This is a genomic window from Pseudomonas sp. FW300-N2A2 (assembly GCF_017351735.1).
Lineage (GTDB): Bacteria > Pseudomonadota > Gammaproteobacteria > Pseudomonadales > Pseudomonadaceae > Aquipseudomonas > Aquipseudomonas migulae.
Genome location: NZ_JACNDU010000022.1, coordinates 47,116 through 62,842, shown reverse-complemented (window position 1 = coordinate 62,842; position 15,727 = coordinate 47,116). Strand labels below are relative to the sequence as shown.

Genomic DNA, 15,727 nt, shown 5'->3' with positions numbered 1-15,727 from the left:
GTAATTAAACGACTGGAGCACGCCAGTCATCGGAACCCGAAGTACCGGATACTTCGTGGGTCCAGGTGATTTTGCGGTAGGTGAACTGCACTTCTTCCAGGTGGGTGAAGTGCGAGTTGCCTGGATCCTGGCAGTTGTGCATTTTGTTGTTGATGGCGACGATGATCGCGTCTTCCAGTTTGGTGGTGTAGTAGTGCTCTTGAGTACCTTGAGCCGAAGTACGGAACCACTGGATAACGATTTCGCTCATGCGCTCGCCGGAGGTCAGAGCCGCTTGCAGCAGAGGCGAAGCCTTGTCGTAGACCTTGGTGATCACGACTGGCTTGTGTACGCGCTGACCGGTCGGTTGGCCGGATTGCGGGTCACGCGGGATGATCACGTCGTGGCTGAAAGCCTGAACCATGACCTGGTCTTCGTGGCCTTCCTGGTAGGTGTTGCCAACGGAGTCGGCAGTGAAGGCGCCGGCAGTGATCAGGCCTTGTTTTTCGCCAGTAACGGACATGTACGCTGGTGTTGCCATGGATGCTCTCCTTGCTGAATAAATAAAGGTGCCCGGGAGGCGGTATCGCCCGGTGGGTGCATGACTGTTATCAAGGTCCGTGCCACAAACGATAAAAACCATATAAAACAAGGCGTTGAGATTGTTTTGCGACTGTTTTTGAAACCCCGCGCAAGGCTCTACGCGTAATGTGCGCAAGAAGTTGCGCAGCACTGCGCAACTTCTTGCGCACTCGGCTGGAGGCCCTGATTAGCCGGATGTTGTGCAGTGAAACCGGACGATTTGCTCGGTCGATTGCGCAACTTCTTGCGCATCAAGGCGGTTGGCCATCACTGAGAGAACCCGTGTAACAAGTGCAACGAACTGCGCAGCCGGGTGGTCAAATCTGCGCTGAGATAACCGTACATTTCCCACATTCAAGGAGCGCGACATGAAAATCCTGATGGTTTTGACGTCCCACGATCAATTGGGCAATACCGGTAAGAAAACCGGCTTCTGGCTGGAGGAATTCGCGGCACCGTATTTCGCTTTCAAAGACGCCGGCGCTCAGCTGACGCTGGCGTCGCCCAAGGGAGGCCAGCCGCCACTGGACCCCAAAAGCGATGAGCCCGATGCGCAGACCGCTGCGACGGAGCGTTTTCGCAAGGATTCTGCAGCCCAGTCCGCATTGGCGTCCACCGCGTTGCTCGGCAGCGTGCGAGCCGAAGATTACGATGCGGTTTTCTATCCGGGCGGGCATGGCCCGTTGTGGGATCTGACTGAAGACAAGGTTTCGATCGCATTGATCGAGGCGTTTTACAATGCGGGCAAGCCGGTTGCTTTGGTCTGCCATGCGCCGGGCGTGTTGCGTCACGTCAAGGGCGCGGATGGTCAACCGCTGGTCAAAGGCAAGCGTGTGACCGGTTTCACCAACTCCGAGGAGGAGGCGGTGCAACTGACCAATGTGGTGCCGTTTCTGGTGGAGGACATGCTCCAGGAGAAGGGCGGGATTTATTCCAAGGGAGATGACTGGGCGAGTTATGTGGTGACCGATGGTCTGCTGCTGACCGGGCAGAATCCGGCGTCGTCCGAGGTGGCGGCTGAAGCGCTGCTGGCGAAGCTGAAATAGGTACTGAAGATCGCCATAAAACCTGTAGGAGCCGGCTTGCTGGCGATAAGGCCCTTAAGAGCAATACAAATCCAAGGGCCCCATCGCCAGCAAGCCGGCTCCTACAGGGTTAGGTGGTGATTAACGGAGCGTTGCGAAGCATTCCTCGATCGAACGCCGTTGCGTCTCGGCATACAACCCCAACTCATCAATGGTCGATCGTCCCAGGGCTTGCTCGAAGGCTTGCCGATTCGAATGCTCGCCGTAGTGGGTTTGCGCGGCATCCCCCAGATTCGACTGAAAAATCCCAGCCGCGCTGACCGGCAGGAAATCTTCGTAAACCAGCGGTTCAACCCGCAAATAGCCACCGCTGAGCAGATCTTCCAGCGACAAGGATTTAAGCGCCTGCGCTCCGACGCCTTTCTCCGTCACGAAATAGCGAAAGTACGCCAGTTCCTGTAGGCGCATGCCCTCGACGGTGTCAGGGAATTCGCTGAAATGCTGCGTCATCAGCGCGTTATAGCGTGCGGCGTTGCCTTCGTTGGGGAAGTCCCCGAGTTCGTCGCGAGCAGCATTGAGCAAACGGTCATACAGTGTCCGCCCTTTAGGTGTGAGCGCCGCGCCGCGCTGCTCGATTTCACCGAAACGGGCGCTGTGGCTGCCGCGACTTTCGGCCTGATCGGTGAAGGCGACAGGCTCGTCCAGCGCCTTGAAACTGGTCTGACGCAACAGGATCGGGCACTGCCGGCGGGGCGGGCCTTCGATCACCGCTTTAGGGGTGATGCCGTGGGCCGGCATTTGCGCCTGCACGATGTCGATGTCCAGCGTGCGCGGCGTCAGGTGGTTGATGTGCGGCCCCTTGAACGCCACCACGTCGGCGATCAGGCGATGCTGGGCGCTGAGTTTCTGGTACTGCTCGGCGGTGACCGTCGCGCTGTGGTGCCAGCGGAAGGTTTCCAGCGCTTGCTCGACGAAGTCCTGGGCCTCGGGCTCGGTGAGGCCACCTTCGGTTTCGGCACGATCAATGAGGTTCAATGCTTTTGGCGTGAAGATCGAGCGCTTATTCAGCACCGATTGCGCAAAGGCGCGCAGCTCAAGGTCTTCGATCAATTCCAGACGCAGCAACGAGGTGAACACTCGAAACGGGCTGACCTGCAGTGCGGCTTCATGCACCGCGCGGAACGCCGTGGAATGCACCGGCACGCCGGCCGGGGTCAGGTCGTAATAGCCGACCGGTTGCATGCCCATCACCGCAAACAGCCGGGCGAGGGTGGCCAGTTCAGCGGCGGTGCCGACGCGGATGGCGCCATGACGCTCCAGGTCCAGGCGCTGGATTTCGCCGGTGCTGTTCAACTGTCGGGCGATCTGCGGGTCGCTCTCCAGTACATGGCGGTTGGTCTGTTCCACCAGTTCCATCAGCGCGCCGTACAGCGGCACTTCTTCGCGGTACATGTCGGACATCGCTTTGGAGAAGCGTTGGCGGATCAGGTCAGGGCTGACAAAGCTCGGGTGGCTCATGAAAAAATTCCTGGCGCGGTGACGTAAAGGATGCGGAAAAGATCGCAGCCTTCAGCGCCGCCGACAAACGAAGAATCTTACGAACTTCATTCTTTCAAGGACTGCTTGCTCAATGCATCCTCTGGTCCTGAGGGCTTTCCGAGCGCTGGGATGCCAAAAACTCCCGATATAGCCGCGCCGTGCTCCCTGGTTCTTCGACCATCGGCATATGGCCGATGCCGTCCCAGATTTCTACACGCAGATCCTCGATGCCTTTGCTCCAGATCGCCACGCTACTGACATCGATCAAGCGGTCCTTGCGCCCCCACAGCAGCAGCGCCGGGCACTTGATGTCGGGCAGTTTTGGCTCCATCGGCGGGCTGGCGCGAAAGTCGCTGAAGATTTCTGCCAACTCATCCCGGGACTGTTCATAACGCTGGGCGATGGCGTCCAGCACCACGCCGGGCACCCACGGTGGTTCGGCCATGGTCATGGCGTAGAAGCGCCGAAATTCTTCTCGGGAGTGAACCAGGAACGGGTTGTGCCCCTGGGCCAGGTGGCGTTCCAGGTCACTGATTTCGGGTGCGGTGACACCGGCCGGGTCGATCAGCGCGACCGACGCGATGCGCTCCGGGTAGGTGGCCGCGAGCCAGGCCGCCATGTAGCCACCCATCGAGTTGCCGATCACGTGGACCTTCTCGACGCCGCAGACGTCGAGCAACTGGATCATTCGTTTGGCCTGCAAGGGAATGTCATAACCGCCGCCGGCCTTGAAGCCGGTTTCGCCATGCCCCGCGATGTCGGGGATGATCACCCGGTAGGTGCCGACAAAGTGCCGGGCGAAACGCAGCCAGATGTTCTTGTCGGCACTGTAGCCGTGGAGCATCAGCACACTGCTTGATGCTTCATAAGGCCCGCCTTGCCAGGTCGAGACGGTCATTTCGGCGATGGGCACGACGATTTTGTGCAGCCGATACAGCTTGGCTTCGGCCGCCATGTTCAAGTCATAGAGCCAATAACCGATGGCCGGGTAGCTCAACCAGCTCCAGGCCGCGAAAACTGCGATAGCGACAACCAACAAAAGCATCAGGCGTCTCCCTTCTCTCTGATCAGGACAGCATGTGATCGGCGGGTTTCAGTGCCCGGGTCAATCGGTGGTAGCTGAAACTGAACCCCGGAAACATGGCGATTACATGACCGCTCTTGCTTTGATACCAACTGTGGCAGCCTCCTGACTTCCATACAGTGCGTTCCATCTCCCGGTGGATCATTTCAGTGTAGGTACGTTCTGCCTCGGGGCGTACTTCGATGCTGCGCAAACCCTGTTCTTTTAACGTGCGAATGCAGTCGAGGATGTAATTCATCTGCGATTCGATGATGAACAGCGCCGACGTGTGGCCGATGCCGGTGTTGGGGCCGGTGACGATAAACAGGTTGGGGAAGTCCGGCAGGCTGGTGCCGAGGTAGGCGCGAGGGTAGGTCGCCCAGAAATCCCTGAGTTGCTTGCCGTTTTTTCCGCTGACCGGGTAGGAAATGACGCCGTCAGTGGCGTCGTAACCGGTGGACCAGACAATCAGGTCCACGTCGATGTGCTGCCCGTCCTGCGTGACGATGCCGGTTTCGTCGATGGCGGCAATGCCTTGCTCGCGGCTGTGCAAGGTCACATTGTCGCGGCCGAGTGCCGGGTACAGGGTGCTTGAAACAATGACTCGCTTGCAGCCGATGGCGTAGTCCGGTGTCAGTTTTCGTCTGAGTTCAGGGTCGGGCACTTGTCGTTTGAGGAAGCGCAGGGCGTGTTGCTGGACCATGCGGATGGCCGGTTTCGAATATTTGAAGGCAATCACCCGGGTTTCGAATTGCCAGTAGATCATCCAGCGCAGCAGCTTGTAGGCGGGTTTGAGGCCGAGCAACCAGCGCTGGAAAGGCCCAAAAGTGCGGTCGCCCCGTGGCAGCACCCAGTGCGGTGTGCGCTGGAATACATGCAAATGCGCGACGTCCGGAGCAATCGCCGGGATCACCTGGGCCGCGCTGGCGCCACTGCCAACGATGGCGACGCGTTTATGCCGATAGTCGTAGGCGTGATCCCAATGGTTGGTATGAAAAGTCTTGCCCTGAAAGCGCTCCTGGCCCTCGAAGCGTGGGACGACGGGCTGGCTCAGCGGCCCTGTGGCGTTGATCAGGAACTGCGCGTAGAACGTGCCTTTGCTGGCGGTGTGCACCGCCCAGCGTTTGGCGTCGTCGTCCCATTCGATGCGTTCGACGTTCGCCTCCAGTTCCACCCTGTCGCGCAGGCCGAATTGCTCCACCACGTGCTGCGTGTAGCGGTGCAATTCGGCTTGTTCGGCGAACATTTGCGTCCAGCGATAGGGCGCAAAGGACAGCGAATACAGCGGCGAGGGCACATCGACGGCGGCGCCGGGGTAAGTGTTCTGGCACCAGGTGCCGCCGAAGAAGTCCCGACGTTCCAACAGACGAAAATCATCGATGCCGGCCTTGAGCAAATTGATCGCCGCACACTGGCCGCCGAAACCGCTGCCGATGATCAACACTTGGAAAGTCTGCATGGGCCTCCTTTTTTCTCGTTATTTGTCTCTTCAGGTATAGCCAAACATTCGGGGCTCGCCTCCTGTCTATACCGCGGTATTCAGACTGCTGGCCGGTGATGGCTATTTGACGTTGCCCTGTTAGACTTCGAGCACACCCGCAACCCCAGGTGTGATCAGGTTCCGTTCAGCGGTACAGAGGCCTTATGGGAAAAACGGGAGGAAAAGGACTTTCACTGGCCAGGAGGCTCTATGCATCGCGAAGCCTGGGGCTAGCCGCGGGACTGGTGTGTGTGGTCGCCGCGATGTACCCGCTTGATCCGCCATTGTGGGTCTGGGCGATGATGCTCTTCAACGGAATCTTCTGGCCACACGTGGCCTACCAATGGGCGCGTCGGGCGAAGGTTCCCTACCACGCCGAACACCGTAACCTGCTGGTCGATGCCTTTCTCGGCGGCTTCTGGGTCGCCGCCATGCAATTCAATCCGCTGCCCAGCGCAACCACCATTGCCATGATGGCGATGAACAATGTGGCCATTGGCGGTTTGCGATTCCTGCTGGTGGGCACGGTTGCGCAACTTCTGGGCGTTTGCGTCGGATACTTTCTGTTTGCGCCGGCCTTCATTCCTGAAACCAGTCAGCTGCAGCTGTACGCCTGTTTACCCTTGCTGTGTCTGTATCCGTTGGCGCTGGGCTGGATCTGCTTTCGCCAGGCCACCACGCTTGGCCGGCAAAAGCGCGAATTGCTCGCCCTGAGTCGCACCGATAGCCTCACCGGCCTGCTCAACCATGGTGCCTGGAAGGACCAGTTGGAAGTCGAATTCCAGCGCTGTAAACGCCAGAATCGGGGTGGGGCTATTGCGTTGATCGACGTCGATCACTTCAAAGCCATCAACGACACCTACGGGCATGTCGCCGGCGATATCGTCTTGCGGCAGTTGAGCAAGGTGCTCAAACAGAACCTTCGGGCGACTGACGTGGCCGGCCGCTACGGCGGTGACGAGTTCTGTGTGATTCTCCCGGACCTTGCGCTCGGCAGCGCCGCGGCGGCCATGGATGCCCTGCGGGATCGTTTCGCCACTCTCAGTTACGAACAGAGCCCGGCGCTGAAAGTCAGCCTGAGCATCGGCCTGGCCGCTTTCACCCAGGCGCACACAGACGCGACGCTCTGGCTCAACGACGCCGATCAGGCGCTTTACCAGGCCAAGACCACCGGCCGTAATCGCGTCATCTGTAGCGGCGAGGGCGAGCCTCGTCACGAACTGTTCGACCCGGTTTGAAAGCCTGCACAAATCCCCATGTGGGAGCGGGCTTCGGTCGGTAGAAACCGGGGACATCCTTTACGTTTTAAACCGCTGCCTTCGCCGAACCGCACAAACGAGTTCTCGCCGATTCTCAATCTGACTATTCCAGACCCAGCAGCGACAACGTCTGTTCGTAGAACGCTGTTTCCTGCGTTGCAATGCCGGGATAGGTCGGCAGGTAGTCCTCGTCGAAACACCAGGCCTGGGCGGAGGTTGTTGACGGCTGAGCATGAATGATCAGGCTTAGTGAGGAAGACATGCACTGGGGCGGCAGTTGTCGATGTACTTCGTAATAAGGTTGCATGTGCAGTACTTCGTCCTGGGCAAGTTTAAGTGTTGTTTCGTCGCCTAAGGGAGGTCGGATACCCACACGCAATGGCGCCTGATCAAGTATTTTGCGTATAACGGTGGTGTAGCCATCGCCGCTGTAACCCACCGCATAAATCTCAAAATCGTGGGTGTGGTTCAAGTTGTAGATGAACGTTTCGCTCTCATCCTTGCTCGTCACTGGAGCCCAGAAACCCAAGCGGACGGTGTAGGCATCCGAATAGTGCAGCACGAAGGCGTAGGCGTTATACAAACTGTTTTTGGTGTTGTAACCGTCGCGTTGGAGGGTGTTGTAGAGATGCTCGCTCAGTAATGTTTTGTGGGTAGCGAGTTCGCGCAGGTCGGCAATGATTTGTGGTTTGTCACGATCCGGATCGTACCCTTCTATGCGCTCGATAAAAGTCTTCAGGTTCATGCGACTTCATCCAGGTGCTGGTCAAGCAAACGGTTCAGATGAGTATTTTGCAGCTTCCGCAATTGCGGCACGTATCTCCGAGCGTTACAGGGATCAGCGCCATATATGAGCTGGAACGCCTTCCACGCAACTGCGGGGTGATAGTGATAAATCAACTCTTCAGCCACTTTGCTAGAATCTGGGTCTTGTACGGCCTCAAGCAGTTCCAGACTGACCAGATAATGTGCGGCACTTTTGTCGTGGGGGAACCAGGCACATTTGCGTAATGACCTGCGTTCGAAAACACGGATATCGGCACTCTTATCCGGAAAGTTAAGGCTGCCGATAAACGCTGGGTGCCCGTTCCCTGTTGGATTGCTGTCAAACAGAACTTTTGTGCCGTCGATGAGCAGGGGGTTATCCGCGTCGACCGTGACTTGTGGTCCGAGTATCAGGTAGTCATCCGCCACTTCGTAAAGTTGAACGCGATACGACTGCGCATTGATTGCGAACAGAATGCTGTTACCCGGCACCGTATAGAGTTGCGGTGAAACAGGGGCATTGTCAGGTGCCTTCAAGCTGATATTGCCACTTGCGTTATAGTACAAAGTCAACGTTCCGGTATGGATGTTGGTTGAGCTCAAGATTGCTGCTCCCCTGGACAGTTCGGGGTCGTCAGCAGTTTTCTGATGCAATAAAGCGGCTAAGTGTTTTACTTCGGTGGTCAGATCCAGTGTCTTGAGAGTGTTAATAATTTGTTCTGGATGAAGGTCTGATCTGATAAGGGTCTTGATCATAGGCGTATCCATTGACTCAAAGTGTGTGAGTGAATGTGGGCGTATAGCCGCCATCAGCGATCGGGCGTGCAGTACAGGTTTTTGCTGGAAAAAAATGTGTGTATTGAGACTTTGGTGGTTAGACGTTGAAACTTGATTTAGTAGGGGTGCCTGGCGTTGCAAACTACGAAAGCCAAGCACTTGGTCGGACGTGTCGGTAGTGCTACTTAATAGATTGCGGTGCTTCAGTCAATTGCCAGTAACGTTTGATTTCGTGGATATTGCCCACGTTGAGGCGAGGTGTATATCCGGATATGCAAGACAGTGCAGTAAGTTTATGTGTCGATGTGTTGATGATGTTGGTTTGAGCGTGAAATAGCGGTGTGCTACACCAGTTGTTGGTTGTTGTTTTCATGGTGCTCTCGCAAAATAATAATGGGTTGGTTTTGTTGTCGTAGTGACGTAAAGATAGTTGCACTGCTGGTGATGCAGGGCAAGGCTGTAGCTGTAAATGAATGTGAGTGGTTGTGTGTAAGTGTTGTGATGGAACTGACTTAAGAGGGTTTTATAGTTGGGTGTAGTGAGGGGGATTTATAATAAGTTGATGCCTGGCGTCACCTTGATGACGACGCCAGACTCGACTGAATGTCACTCTTTAACACTCATAAACTCTTCTGCCCAACGGATGTATTCCTCAGGCTGCGTATAGGTATGCGTCAGTTCCGTAGCGCTCAAATCCGAGGTCTGAGTGAGGATCTGCCGCTGCTCGCGCAGGCTGTCGTAAGTCGCCTTGATCGCCGCAAAGTAAGCGCCATGACCGTCGATGGTGACCCGCACGCCCAGCTCTGCCAGACGTTTGTCGTCGCGCAGCAGCGGGTTGCCGTAAGTGACCAGCATCAGTGGCACGCTCAGGTGTTCGGCGATCTGTTCGAGGTGGTCGAAGTCCCGCACGCCCACCATGCAAATCCCGTCCGCACCGGCCTTCTGGTACTGCTGGGTGCGGCTGATGATTTCCTGTACCGGCAGGATGCCCGCGTGGGTGCGGGCGATGATGGCCATTTCCGAGTCGACCCGGGCTTCCAGCGCTGCGCGGATCTTGCCGACACCTTCGGCGACACCGATCAGGTCGGTGGACTTGCGGCCGAATTGCGCCGGCAGCAGGGTGTCTTCGATGGTCAGGGCAGCAATGCCGGCACGTTCGAGTTCGACGATGGTGCGCATTACGTTGAGGGCGTTGCCATATCCGTGGTCGGCGTCGGCAATTACCGGCAATTGCGCGACACGGCCGATGCGAGTGGCCTGCTCGGCGAACTCACTGAGGGTGATCAGGGCAAAGTCGGGTGCGCCCAGCACCTGTAGCGATGCGACAGACCCACCCAGGATCCCCACTTCAAAACCCAGGTCCGCAGCAATGCGTGCCGACATTGGGTCGAAAACCGACGCGGTGTGATAGCAGGTCTTGGAAGCGAACAGCTCACGAAAGTTACGGCGTAAATCTTGATGTGAAAGCCTGGACATATGAGTTCCACCAATGGAATGGAAGGGCTTGAGCAAAAGTGTCAACGCCGAAAAAACAAAAGGCTATCACGCTAAGGGGGGAAGAATGATGACGAATTTGCAGGGCGGGCCTGATCGAAACCGCCATTGAGAGGCGTGAGGTTGCTTCAAGCCGCCGCAGCCTGCTGCTGTTGATTGAGCAGCGGCACCGCGCGTACCGAGTTGCCGGGTTGCAGTTGCAGGCGTTTGGCGGTGAGCCGGTCGACGATCAGGCTGTTGCCCACCCGCCTGGCGGGGGCGGCGGTGATGCGGCAGTTTTCCAGTCGGCGGTTGTGGATCAGCCAGACCGGCGCCTGGTCGTCTGGCGTGCCGATGACCAGCGATAGCGCCTGGCTGTCGCGCACTGTGCGGATTTTCGACAGCGGTGCTTCGATGACCGGGCCGGCGTCGAAGATGTCGATGTAACCCTTGTGCGTGAAACCTTCGGCGGTGAGGATTTTCAATGCCGGTTCGGTATTCGGGTGAGCCTTGCCGATCACGGCCTGGGCCTGTTCGGTGAGCAGGCAGGTATACAGCGGTTGGCGTGGCATCAGTTCGGCAATGAACGATTTGCTGCCCAGCCCCGACAAGTGATCGGCATGGTTGAAGTCCATCTTGAAGAAGTGCCGGCCCAGGCTGTCCCAGAATGGCGAGCAGCCTTGCTCGTCGGCGCTGCCACGCAGTTCGGCGATGAGCTTCTCGCCGAACAGGTGCGCAAACTCGGCAGCAAACAGCAAGCGCGCCAACGACAACAATCGACCGTTACTGCCGTGGCGTTGATCGTGACGCAGGAACAGGGAGCAAATCTCCGATTGCCCGGTCATTTCGTTGTTCAGGAACAGTGTCGGGATTTGCCGCCGGATACCCAGATCCGGTGACGCACTGACTGTCAGTCCCACTCGATAGTTGTACCAGGGCTCACGCAGGCCAACGGCCCCCGTCAGGGCGCTGACACCCACCACTTGCTGATCGTCGTCTTCGAGCACGAACAGGTAGTCGGCATCGGCACGTTCAACCTGTTCCGCGAAAGTCCGTTGCGCCCAGCGCACTCGATGCGCCAGTCGGTCCTCGCTGGCGGGCAGGGTGGTAAAGCCGGGGCCGGCCTGCTGGACCAGCGCCAACAGGGCGGGCAGGTCGGTGATCTGGACCGGACGGACAATCATGATGCAGCTCCTTCTACGCGCAGGCTCGAGCGCTGTCGTTGGGCACTGGACGCGAGGATGCTCACAGCGCGATCACCCGGATCGGGCTGCCGTCGGTGACATTCAGTGCCTCGCACATCTCGGTGCTGAGGACCACGGGTTGCCCGGCGGTGTAGTCCAGATCGGCGACGATGGCGCGATAGTTACGCAGTGAATCGTTGCTCACCAGGTAGCGTCCGCGGGCATCGATGGTCGAGCCCGGTGTGGCGGTGCCATTCTGGCTTTGCGCGATAGAGCGGATGTTGGCGAGCCGTGCATACAGGGTCGGGCCGCCGTCGAACAGGTCGATGTAGCTGTTGGTCTCGAACCCCTCGCGTTCAAGGATATCGAAGGCCTCCTGGCCATCGGGGTGAATACGGCCGATGCAGTCCCGCGCGGCCTGGGGCAGCATCGGCACGTAGATCGGATATTGCGGCATCAGTTCGGCAAGAAATGTCCGGCTCTCCAGCCCGCAAAGGCGCTCGGCCTCGGTGTAGGGCAGGTCGAAGAAGTGTTTGCCCAGCGCATCCCAGAACGGCGACCGTCCTTCTTCATCGCTGAAGCCGACGATTTCGGTGATGACCGCTTCGGCAAAGCGCGGCAGGTGCGCGGCGATGAACATCAGGCGCGCCCGTGACAGCAATTCCGAGGACGGTGTGCGCACCAGTGCCGCATCGATGTGAAACCCGCGCAGCAAGGTGTGGCCACTGAGGTCGTGGCACAACGACAACGCCGGCACGCCGTGCTCGATGTTCAGTTCTCGCGAGGCGCTGGTGAAATGCCGGTTGCGCAGGCTGTAGAAGGGTTCGCCGAAACCGGCAGTGGCGAGGATTTCCGAACAGCCCGCGAGGCGCCGGGTGGTCAGGTCCTCCAGCACGAAGAAGTAGTTTTCCGGGCCATGCTGTTGCACGTTTTTATCGAACGAGGCGCAGGAGTCGAGAATCCGCTCGCGCAAGCGTTCGGTGTCGTCCGGCAGGGACGTCACGCCGACCAGGCTTTCTTGCGCCAGTCGCTGCAACTGGGGCAGGTCGGTTAACTCCACTGGGCGTAAGACCAGCATGGATGCACTCCTGTATCAAAGGGTTCGGCGGTTGGCACGAACCTGACTATCACTGTCGGTTTCCACGCATTGAATCGGCGGTCGCTTGATGCTGTTTGCCAGGCGCCACTCTTTTTCTTATCCAGTCAGTCGCTGCTTGCCGCAGGCAGCGTCATGCTGACACTGTCGGTCGGGTTCTGGGTGCGGAGGCGGTGGTGCATGTTGCTGGAAGCGGGCATCCGGGCTCCTGCTGGATGAGGATGTTGTTTAGATTAGCCGTTACGGCAGTATTTATGGAACGATCGCCCCATGTCTAGTGAATTTTTGCTCGGCCATTTCTGGCCCTAAAATGGGGCGAAATGCCCGTATGTCGGGGGCTACACCAAAGTCGCTCAGCCTTGTAGGTCCTCGCTGACAGGGGTGTCGGAGATAGCGGTTTTTTAAGGGCGACAAGCGTTGACAAGGGGTAAAACGAAAAGCCCCCAATCGTGTTTCTTACGGCACAATTGCGTGATTCTTGGCGGCGTGACGCCATTTCTCTTTCTTTTTACCGAGTGATCCTTCGTGCAGGCGACCCGTTTGACCCTGATGTGCCACGCTCGAACCGTCGCACAGAAATTGGCGCGTTTTCCTACGGATGAGCCGGTGGAGATGGATTGGCAATCGGCAAGAGGTTCGTTGGGTTCCCGACTCAAGAAGGCATCGCGCCTGTTCTGCGGTCCGGAATTGCGAACCCGGCAAACCGCCGGGTTGTTCGCCGATGACGTGGAAATTGTCGAGGCGCTGAGGGAGTGTGATTTCGGGCGCTGGAATGGCTTGCGGATCGACGACCTGCAGCGTTCCGAACCCGAGACCTTGCAGGCCTGGCTCGATGATCCGCGTTCGGCGCCTCACGGTGGCGAGTCGGTAGCGCAACTCGGCGAGCGGGTGGCCGCCTGGCTGAAAACCCTGGAGGCAACACCGGGGCACAGCGTTGCCATCACCCACCCTTTTGTCATTCGCGCGGCGTTGACCCATGTGCTGCAAAGTCCCGCGTTCAATCTGATCGATGTCGAACCGCTGTCAGCCATCGAATTGCGCTTCAATGGTCGCTGGCGCTTACGTGTGTTGGGCACAGACCTTGAGGGAGCCTGTTGATGAAAAAACTGATGGTCATCGGCATCGGTGCCGGCAACCCCGACTACATCACGATGCAGGCCGTGAAGGCTCTGAACCTCGTCGATGTGTTTTTCCTCATGGACAAGGGCCAGAGCAAAGACAAACTGATCGACCTGCGCCGTGAGATTTGCCAGCGCTACATCACTGATCACACCTACCGTTTCGTTGAAGCCCACAGCCCGGAGCGCGAGCGCGGAGAGGTGGACTACAAGGCCAGTGTGGAAGACCTGAATCTTGCCAAGCAGCTGACCTTCGAACGGCTGATCAATGAGGAAATGTCCGACGGCCAGTGTGGCGGATTTCTGGTGTGGGGCGACCCGGCGTTGTACGACAGCACCATTCGGATCTTGCAGGCGATTCTGGCGTCCGGTCGCTGCGTCTTCGAGTTCGACGTGATCCCCGGTATCACCAGCGTTCAGGCATTGGCAGCCCAGCATAAAGTGCCGCTGAACCGGATTGGGCGCTCATTCGAAATCACGACGGGCCGCCGGCTGGCGGCAGGGCAGGTGAGCGATGCCGACAGCCTGGTGGTGATGCTCGACGCGGAAGATTCCTACCATCAGGTGGCGGATCAGGAGACAGAGATTTACTGGGGGGCTTACCTGGGGACACCGGATGAAATCCTCATCAGCGGCAAGCTCAAGGACGTGGCGGACGAGATCGAGCGAGTGCGCAAGGCGGCGCGGCTGGCTAATGGGTGGATTATGGATACGTACCTTTTGCGTAAGCCATGAAGCCGCCTTCGCGGGCAAGCCTCGCTCCTACAAGGAATACATGATCTTTGTAGGAGCGAGGCTTGCCCGCGAAGGGGACCTCAAACACACCTCAAATCTTCGCTTCAATCCCCCGCCCAAACCGCTCCCGATACACCGACGGCGGCACGCCGACCACGTTGCGAAACGCCACCCGGAAACTTTCCACCGAGCGATAACCACACTGCTCGGCGATCTGGTCGGTGTTTCTGCTCGTGCTCTCCAGCAATTCACGGGCCCGCGCCAGGCGTTCATGCTGCAACCACGCTTTGGGCGGCATGCCTGTGGCTTCGGTAAACCGACGCAGGAATGTCCGCTCACTCATGGCCGCCTCGCTGGCCAGGTCGCGGACCTCCAGCGGTTCATGCAAACGCTCCCGAACCCACTGCATCACGCGGGAAAGATCGCTGCGCGGCGTAGGACTGACCGGCGTCGGAATGAACTGCGCCTGTCCGCCGGTGCGTTGCGGCGACATCACCAGCCGTCGTGCCACCGAGTTGGCCACCTGGGTGCCGAAATCCCGTGCCACCAGATGCAGGCACGCATCGATACCAGCAGCACTGCCCGCCGAAGTGATCAGTTGGCCCGAGTCGACGTAGAGCACGTCAGGGTCCACCAGGATGTTTGGGAAACGCGCCGCCAGTTCCGAGGTGTAGCGCCAGTGTGTGGTGGCACCGTGACCGTCGAGCAAACCGGACGCTGCCAGGACGAACACGCCTGAGCAGATCGACAGCAACCGTGCGCCCCGCGCATGGGCCTGGCGCAGGGCGGTGATCAACGCTTCAGGCACCGCAGCGTTGCGATCACGCCAACCGGGAATGATGATGGTTCGGGCGTCGCCGAGCAGTTCCATGCCGCCATCGGCCAGCACCTGAATGCCGCCCATGGCGCGCATCGGGCCTTGATCCACGGCGACGATCCGGTGTTCGTACCATGGGAAATCGAACTCCGGGCGCGCCAGGCTGAAAATCTCCACGGCGATGCCGAATTCGAAGGTGCAGAGGCCGTCGTAGGCCAGAATCGCGACTAATCCAGGGTTGGGTTGCATTTGGCGGAAAATTCCCGGTAGGTGTCTTGTGCGCCACTTTAGCCGCAAGCGCACGGCGGATAAAGTCTTCTCACACCCACCCAAACGTTGGAGTACCGCTCATGACCAGCCTGGTCCGCAACATTCCCGCCGCCCCATCGGCCATTGCCCTGATGCATTTCAGCAACCGTCTGACCTTTGAGACCGATTGTTCCGACGTCCACGGCAGCCAGCAGGCAGGTGAAGTGGATTTTGTGTTGGTGGACGTTCGCGGTCCGCTGGCGTTTGAGCGCGGTCATGTGCCGGGCGCGATCAATCTTCCGGGGCGACTGCTGACCGCTGAAGGGGTGGCTGGCTATGCCAAATCCACGCTGTTCGTGGTTTATTGCGCCGGGCCGCATTGCAATGGTGCCAACAAGGCCGCGGTGAAACTGGCGGCTCTGGGCTATCCGGTCAAGGAAATGATCGGCGGAGTGACCGGGTGGCTGGATGAAGGGTTTGAGTTGAGTACTGAGGTGCAACGGCCAGCTGCCATCGGCTGCGAATGCTGATGTAGCTTTCCCTGTAGGAGCCGGCTTGCCGGCGATCGCGACCGTTCAGGCGATGG

Annotated in this window: 15 protein-coding genes; 5 read left to right on the top strand and 10 right to left on the bottom strand. The window is 58.6% G+C overall.

From position 1 onward, the window contains the following. Positions 1-4: 4 nt before the first annotated feature. Positions 5-520, bottom strand: a complete 516-nt coding sequence (locus tag J4E42_RS22285; RefSeq protein ID WP_007919523.1) for an Hcp family type VI secretion system effector — start codon at positions 518-520, stop codon at positions 5-7. Positions 521-929: 409 nt separating this feature from the next. On the opposite strand from J4E42_RS22285, the gene J4E42_RS22280 reads away from it, so the two are divergent. Beyond that, positions 930-1,607, top strand: coding sequence for a type 1 glutamine amidotransferase domain-containing protein (locus J4E42_RS22280; RefSeq protein WP_207286168.1), 678 nt, complete (start codon positions 930-932; stop codon positions 1,605-1,607). A gap of 120 nt (positions 1,608-1,727) precedes the next feature. On the opposite strand, the gene J4E42_RS22275 is transcribed toward J4E42_RS22280, so the two are convergent. The 3 genes from J4E42_RS22275 to J4E42_RS22265 all read right to left on the bottom strand — a co-directional run bounded on the left by J4E42_RS22275 (position 1,728) and on the right by J4E42_RS22265 (position 5,647). Further along, positions 1,728-3,104 (bottom strand): VOC family protein, encoded by a 1,377-nt coding sequence (locus J4E42_RS22275; protein WP_207286167.1) that lies wholly within the window; start codon positions 3,102-3,104, stop codon positions 1,728-1,730. 109 nt (positions 3,105-3,213) lie between these two features. Further along, positions 3,214-4,170, bottom strand: coding sequence for an alpha/beta fold hydrolase (locus J4E42_RS22270; protein ID WP_008044917.1), 957 nt, complete (start codon positions 4,168-4,170; stop codon positions 3,214-3,216). 22 nt (positions 4,171-4,192) lie between these two features. Next, a complete protein-coding gene (locus J4E42_RS22265) occupies positions 4,193-5,647 on the bottom strand; it encodes an NAD(P)/FAD-dependent oxidoreductase (protein ID WP_207286166.1) in 1,455 nt (484 codons plus the stop codon). Between the two features lie 185 nt (positions 5,648-5,832). Between J4E42_RS22265 and J4E42_RS22260 the strand changes: the two genes are divergently transcribed. Then, entirely contained in the window at positions 5,833-6,906 is a 1,074-nt protein-coding gene (locus J4E42_RS22260) for a diguanylate cyclase (RefSeq protein ID WP_207286165.1), read from the top strand. 124 nt (positions 6,907-7,030) lie between these two features. On the opposite strand, the gene J4E42_RS22255 is transcribed toward J4E42_RS22260, so the two are convergent. The 5 genes from J4E42_RS22255 to J4E42_RS22235 all read right to left on the bottom strand — a co-directional run bounded on the left by J4E42_RS22255 (position 7,031) and on the right by J4E42_RS22235 (position 12,204). Continuing rightward, entirely contained in the window at positions 7,031-7,672 is a 642-nt protein-coding gene (locus J4E42_RS22255; RefSeq protein WP_207286164.1) for a transposase, read from the bottom strand. Then, positions 7,669-8,448: a hypothetical protein gene (locus J4E42_RS22250; protein ID WP_008044921.1), complete on the bottom strand. Its 780-nt coding sequence runs from the start codon at positions 8,446-8,448 to the stop codon at positions 7,669-7,671. The genes J4E42_RS22255 and J4E42_RS22250 overlap by 4 nt, the downstream gene beginning before the upstream one ends. Positions 8,449-9,075: 627 nt before the next feature. After that, positions 9,076-9,945 (bottom strand): oxaloacetate decarboxylase, encoded by an 870-nt coding sequence (locus tag J4E42_RS22245; RefSeq protein ID WP_008026744.1) that lies wholly within the window; start codon positions 9,943-9,945, stop codon positions 9,076-9,078. A gap of 146 nt (positions 9,946-10,091) precedes the next feature. Further along, positions 10,092-11,126 carry an arginine N-succinyltransferase gene (gene astA, locus J4E42_RS22240; protein ID WP_207286163.1) on the bottom strand — a complete coding sequence of 345 codons (1,035 nt, stop codon included), beginning with the start codon at positions 11,124-11,126 and terminating at the stop codon, positions 10,092-10,094. A gap of 61 nt (positions 11,127-11,187) precedes the next feature. After that, complete coding sequence (locus J4E42_RS22235) at positions 11,188-12,204, bottom strand: arginine N-succinyltransferase (RefSeq protein ID WP_207286162.1); 1,017 nt, start codon at positions 12,202-12,204, stop codon at positions 11,188-11,190. 543 nt (positions 12,205-12,747) lie between these two features. Here J4E42_RS22235 and J4E42_RS22230 point away from each other — a divergent pair. Together J4E42_RS22230 and cobF are read left to right on the top strand one after the other, a co-directional pair. Continuing rightward, positions 12,748-13,320 (top strand): histidine phosphatase family protein, encoded by a 573-nt coding sequence (locus J4E42_RS22230; RefSeq protein WP_207286161.1) that lies wholly within the window; start codon positions 12,748-12,750, stop codon positions 13,318-13,320. Beyond that, a complete protein-coding gene (gene cobF, locus J4E42_RS22225) occupies positions 13,320-14,075 on the top strand; it encodes a precorrin-6A synthase (deacetylating) (RefSeq protein ID WP_008044931.1) in 756 nt (251 codons plus the stop codon). The genes J4E42_RS22230 and cobF overlap by 1 nt, the downstream gene beginning before the upstream one ends. Before the next feature lie 91 nt (positions 14,076-14,166). On the opposite strand, the gene ftrA is transcribed toward cobF, so the two are convergent. Further along, positions 14,167-15,141, bottom strand: a complete 975-nt coding sequence (ftrA, locus tag J4E42_RS22220) for a transcriptional regulator FtrA (protein ID WP_207286160.1) — start codon at positions 15,139-15,141, stop codon at positions 14,167-14,169. Between the two features lie 101 nt (positions 15,142-15,242). On the opposite strand from ftrA, the gene J4E42_RS22215 reads away from it, so the two are divergent. Continuing rightward, positions 15,243-15,671, top strand: a complete 429-nt coding sequence (locus tag J4E42_RS22215) for a rhodanese-like domain-containing protein (RefSeq protein ID WP_207286159.1) — start codon at positions 15,243-15,245, stop codon at positions 15,669-15,671. The last annotated feature ends 56 nt before the right edge of the window (positions 15,672-15,727 follow it).

What these genes read in the sequence shown, in the direction of transcription:
- J4E42_RS22285 (WP_007919523.1), bottom strand. Translation starts at nt 520, where the DNA reads ATGGCAACACCAGCGTACATGTCCGTTACTGGCGAAAAACAAGGCCTG.
- J4E42_RS22280 (WP_207286168.1), top strand. Translation starts at nt 930, where the DNA reads ATGAAAATCCTGATGGTTTTGACGTCCCACGATCAATTGGGCAATACC.
- J4E42_RS22275 (WP_207286167.1), bottom strand. Translation starts at nt 3,104, where the DNA reads ATGAGCCACCCGAGCTTTGTCAGCCCTGACCTGATCCGCCAACGCTTC.
- J4E42_RS22270 (WP_008044917.1), bottom strand. Translation starts at nt 4,170, where the DNA reads ATGCTTTTGTTGGTTGTCGCTATCGCAGTTTTCGCGGCCTGGAGCTGG.
- J4E42_RS22265 (WP_207286166.1), bottom strand. Translation starts at nt 5,647, where the DNA reads ATGCAGACTTTCCAAGTGTTGATCATCGGCAGCGGTTTCGGCGGCCAG.
- J4E42_RS22260 (WP_207286165.1), top strand. Translation starts at nt 5,833, where the DNA reads ATGGGAAAAACGGGAGGAAAAGGACTTTCACTGGCCAGGAGGCTCTAT.
- J4E42_RS22255 (WP_207286164.1), bottom strand. Translation starts at nt 7,672, where the DNA reads ATGAACCTGAAGACTTTTATCGAGCGCATAGAAGGGTACGATCCGGAT.
- J4E42_RS22250 (WP_008044921.1), bottom strand. Translation starts at nt 8,448, where the DNA reads ATGATCAAGACCCTTATCAGATCAGACCTTCATCCAGAACAAATTATT.
- J4E42_RS22245 (WP_008026744.1), bottom strand. Translation starts at nt 9,945, where the DNA reads ATGTCCAGGCTTTCACATCAAGATTTACGCCGTAACTTTCGTGAGCTG.
- astA (WP_207286163.1), bottom strand. Translation starts at nt 11,126, where the DNA reads ATGATTGTCCGTCCGGTCCAGATCACCGACCTGCCCGCCCTGTTGGCG.
- J4E42_RS22235 (WP_207286162.1), bottom strand. Translation starts at nt 12,204, where the DNA reads ATGCTGGTCTTACGCCCAGTGGAGTTAACCGACCTGCCCCAGTTGCAG.
- cobF (WP_008044931.1), top strand. Translation starts at nt 13,320, where the DNA reads ATGAAAAAACTGATGGTCATCGGCATCGGTGCCGGCAACCCCGACTAC.
- ftrA (WP_207286160.1), bottom strand. Translation starts at nt 15,141, where the DNA reads ATGCAACCCAACCCTGGATTAGTCGCGATTCTGGCCTACGACGGCCTC.
- J4E42_RS22215 (WP_207286159.1), top strand. Translation starts at nt 15,243, where the DNA reads ATGACCAGCCTGGTCCGCAACATTCCCGCCGCCCCATCGGCCATTGCC.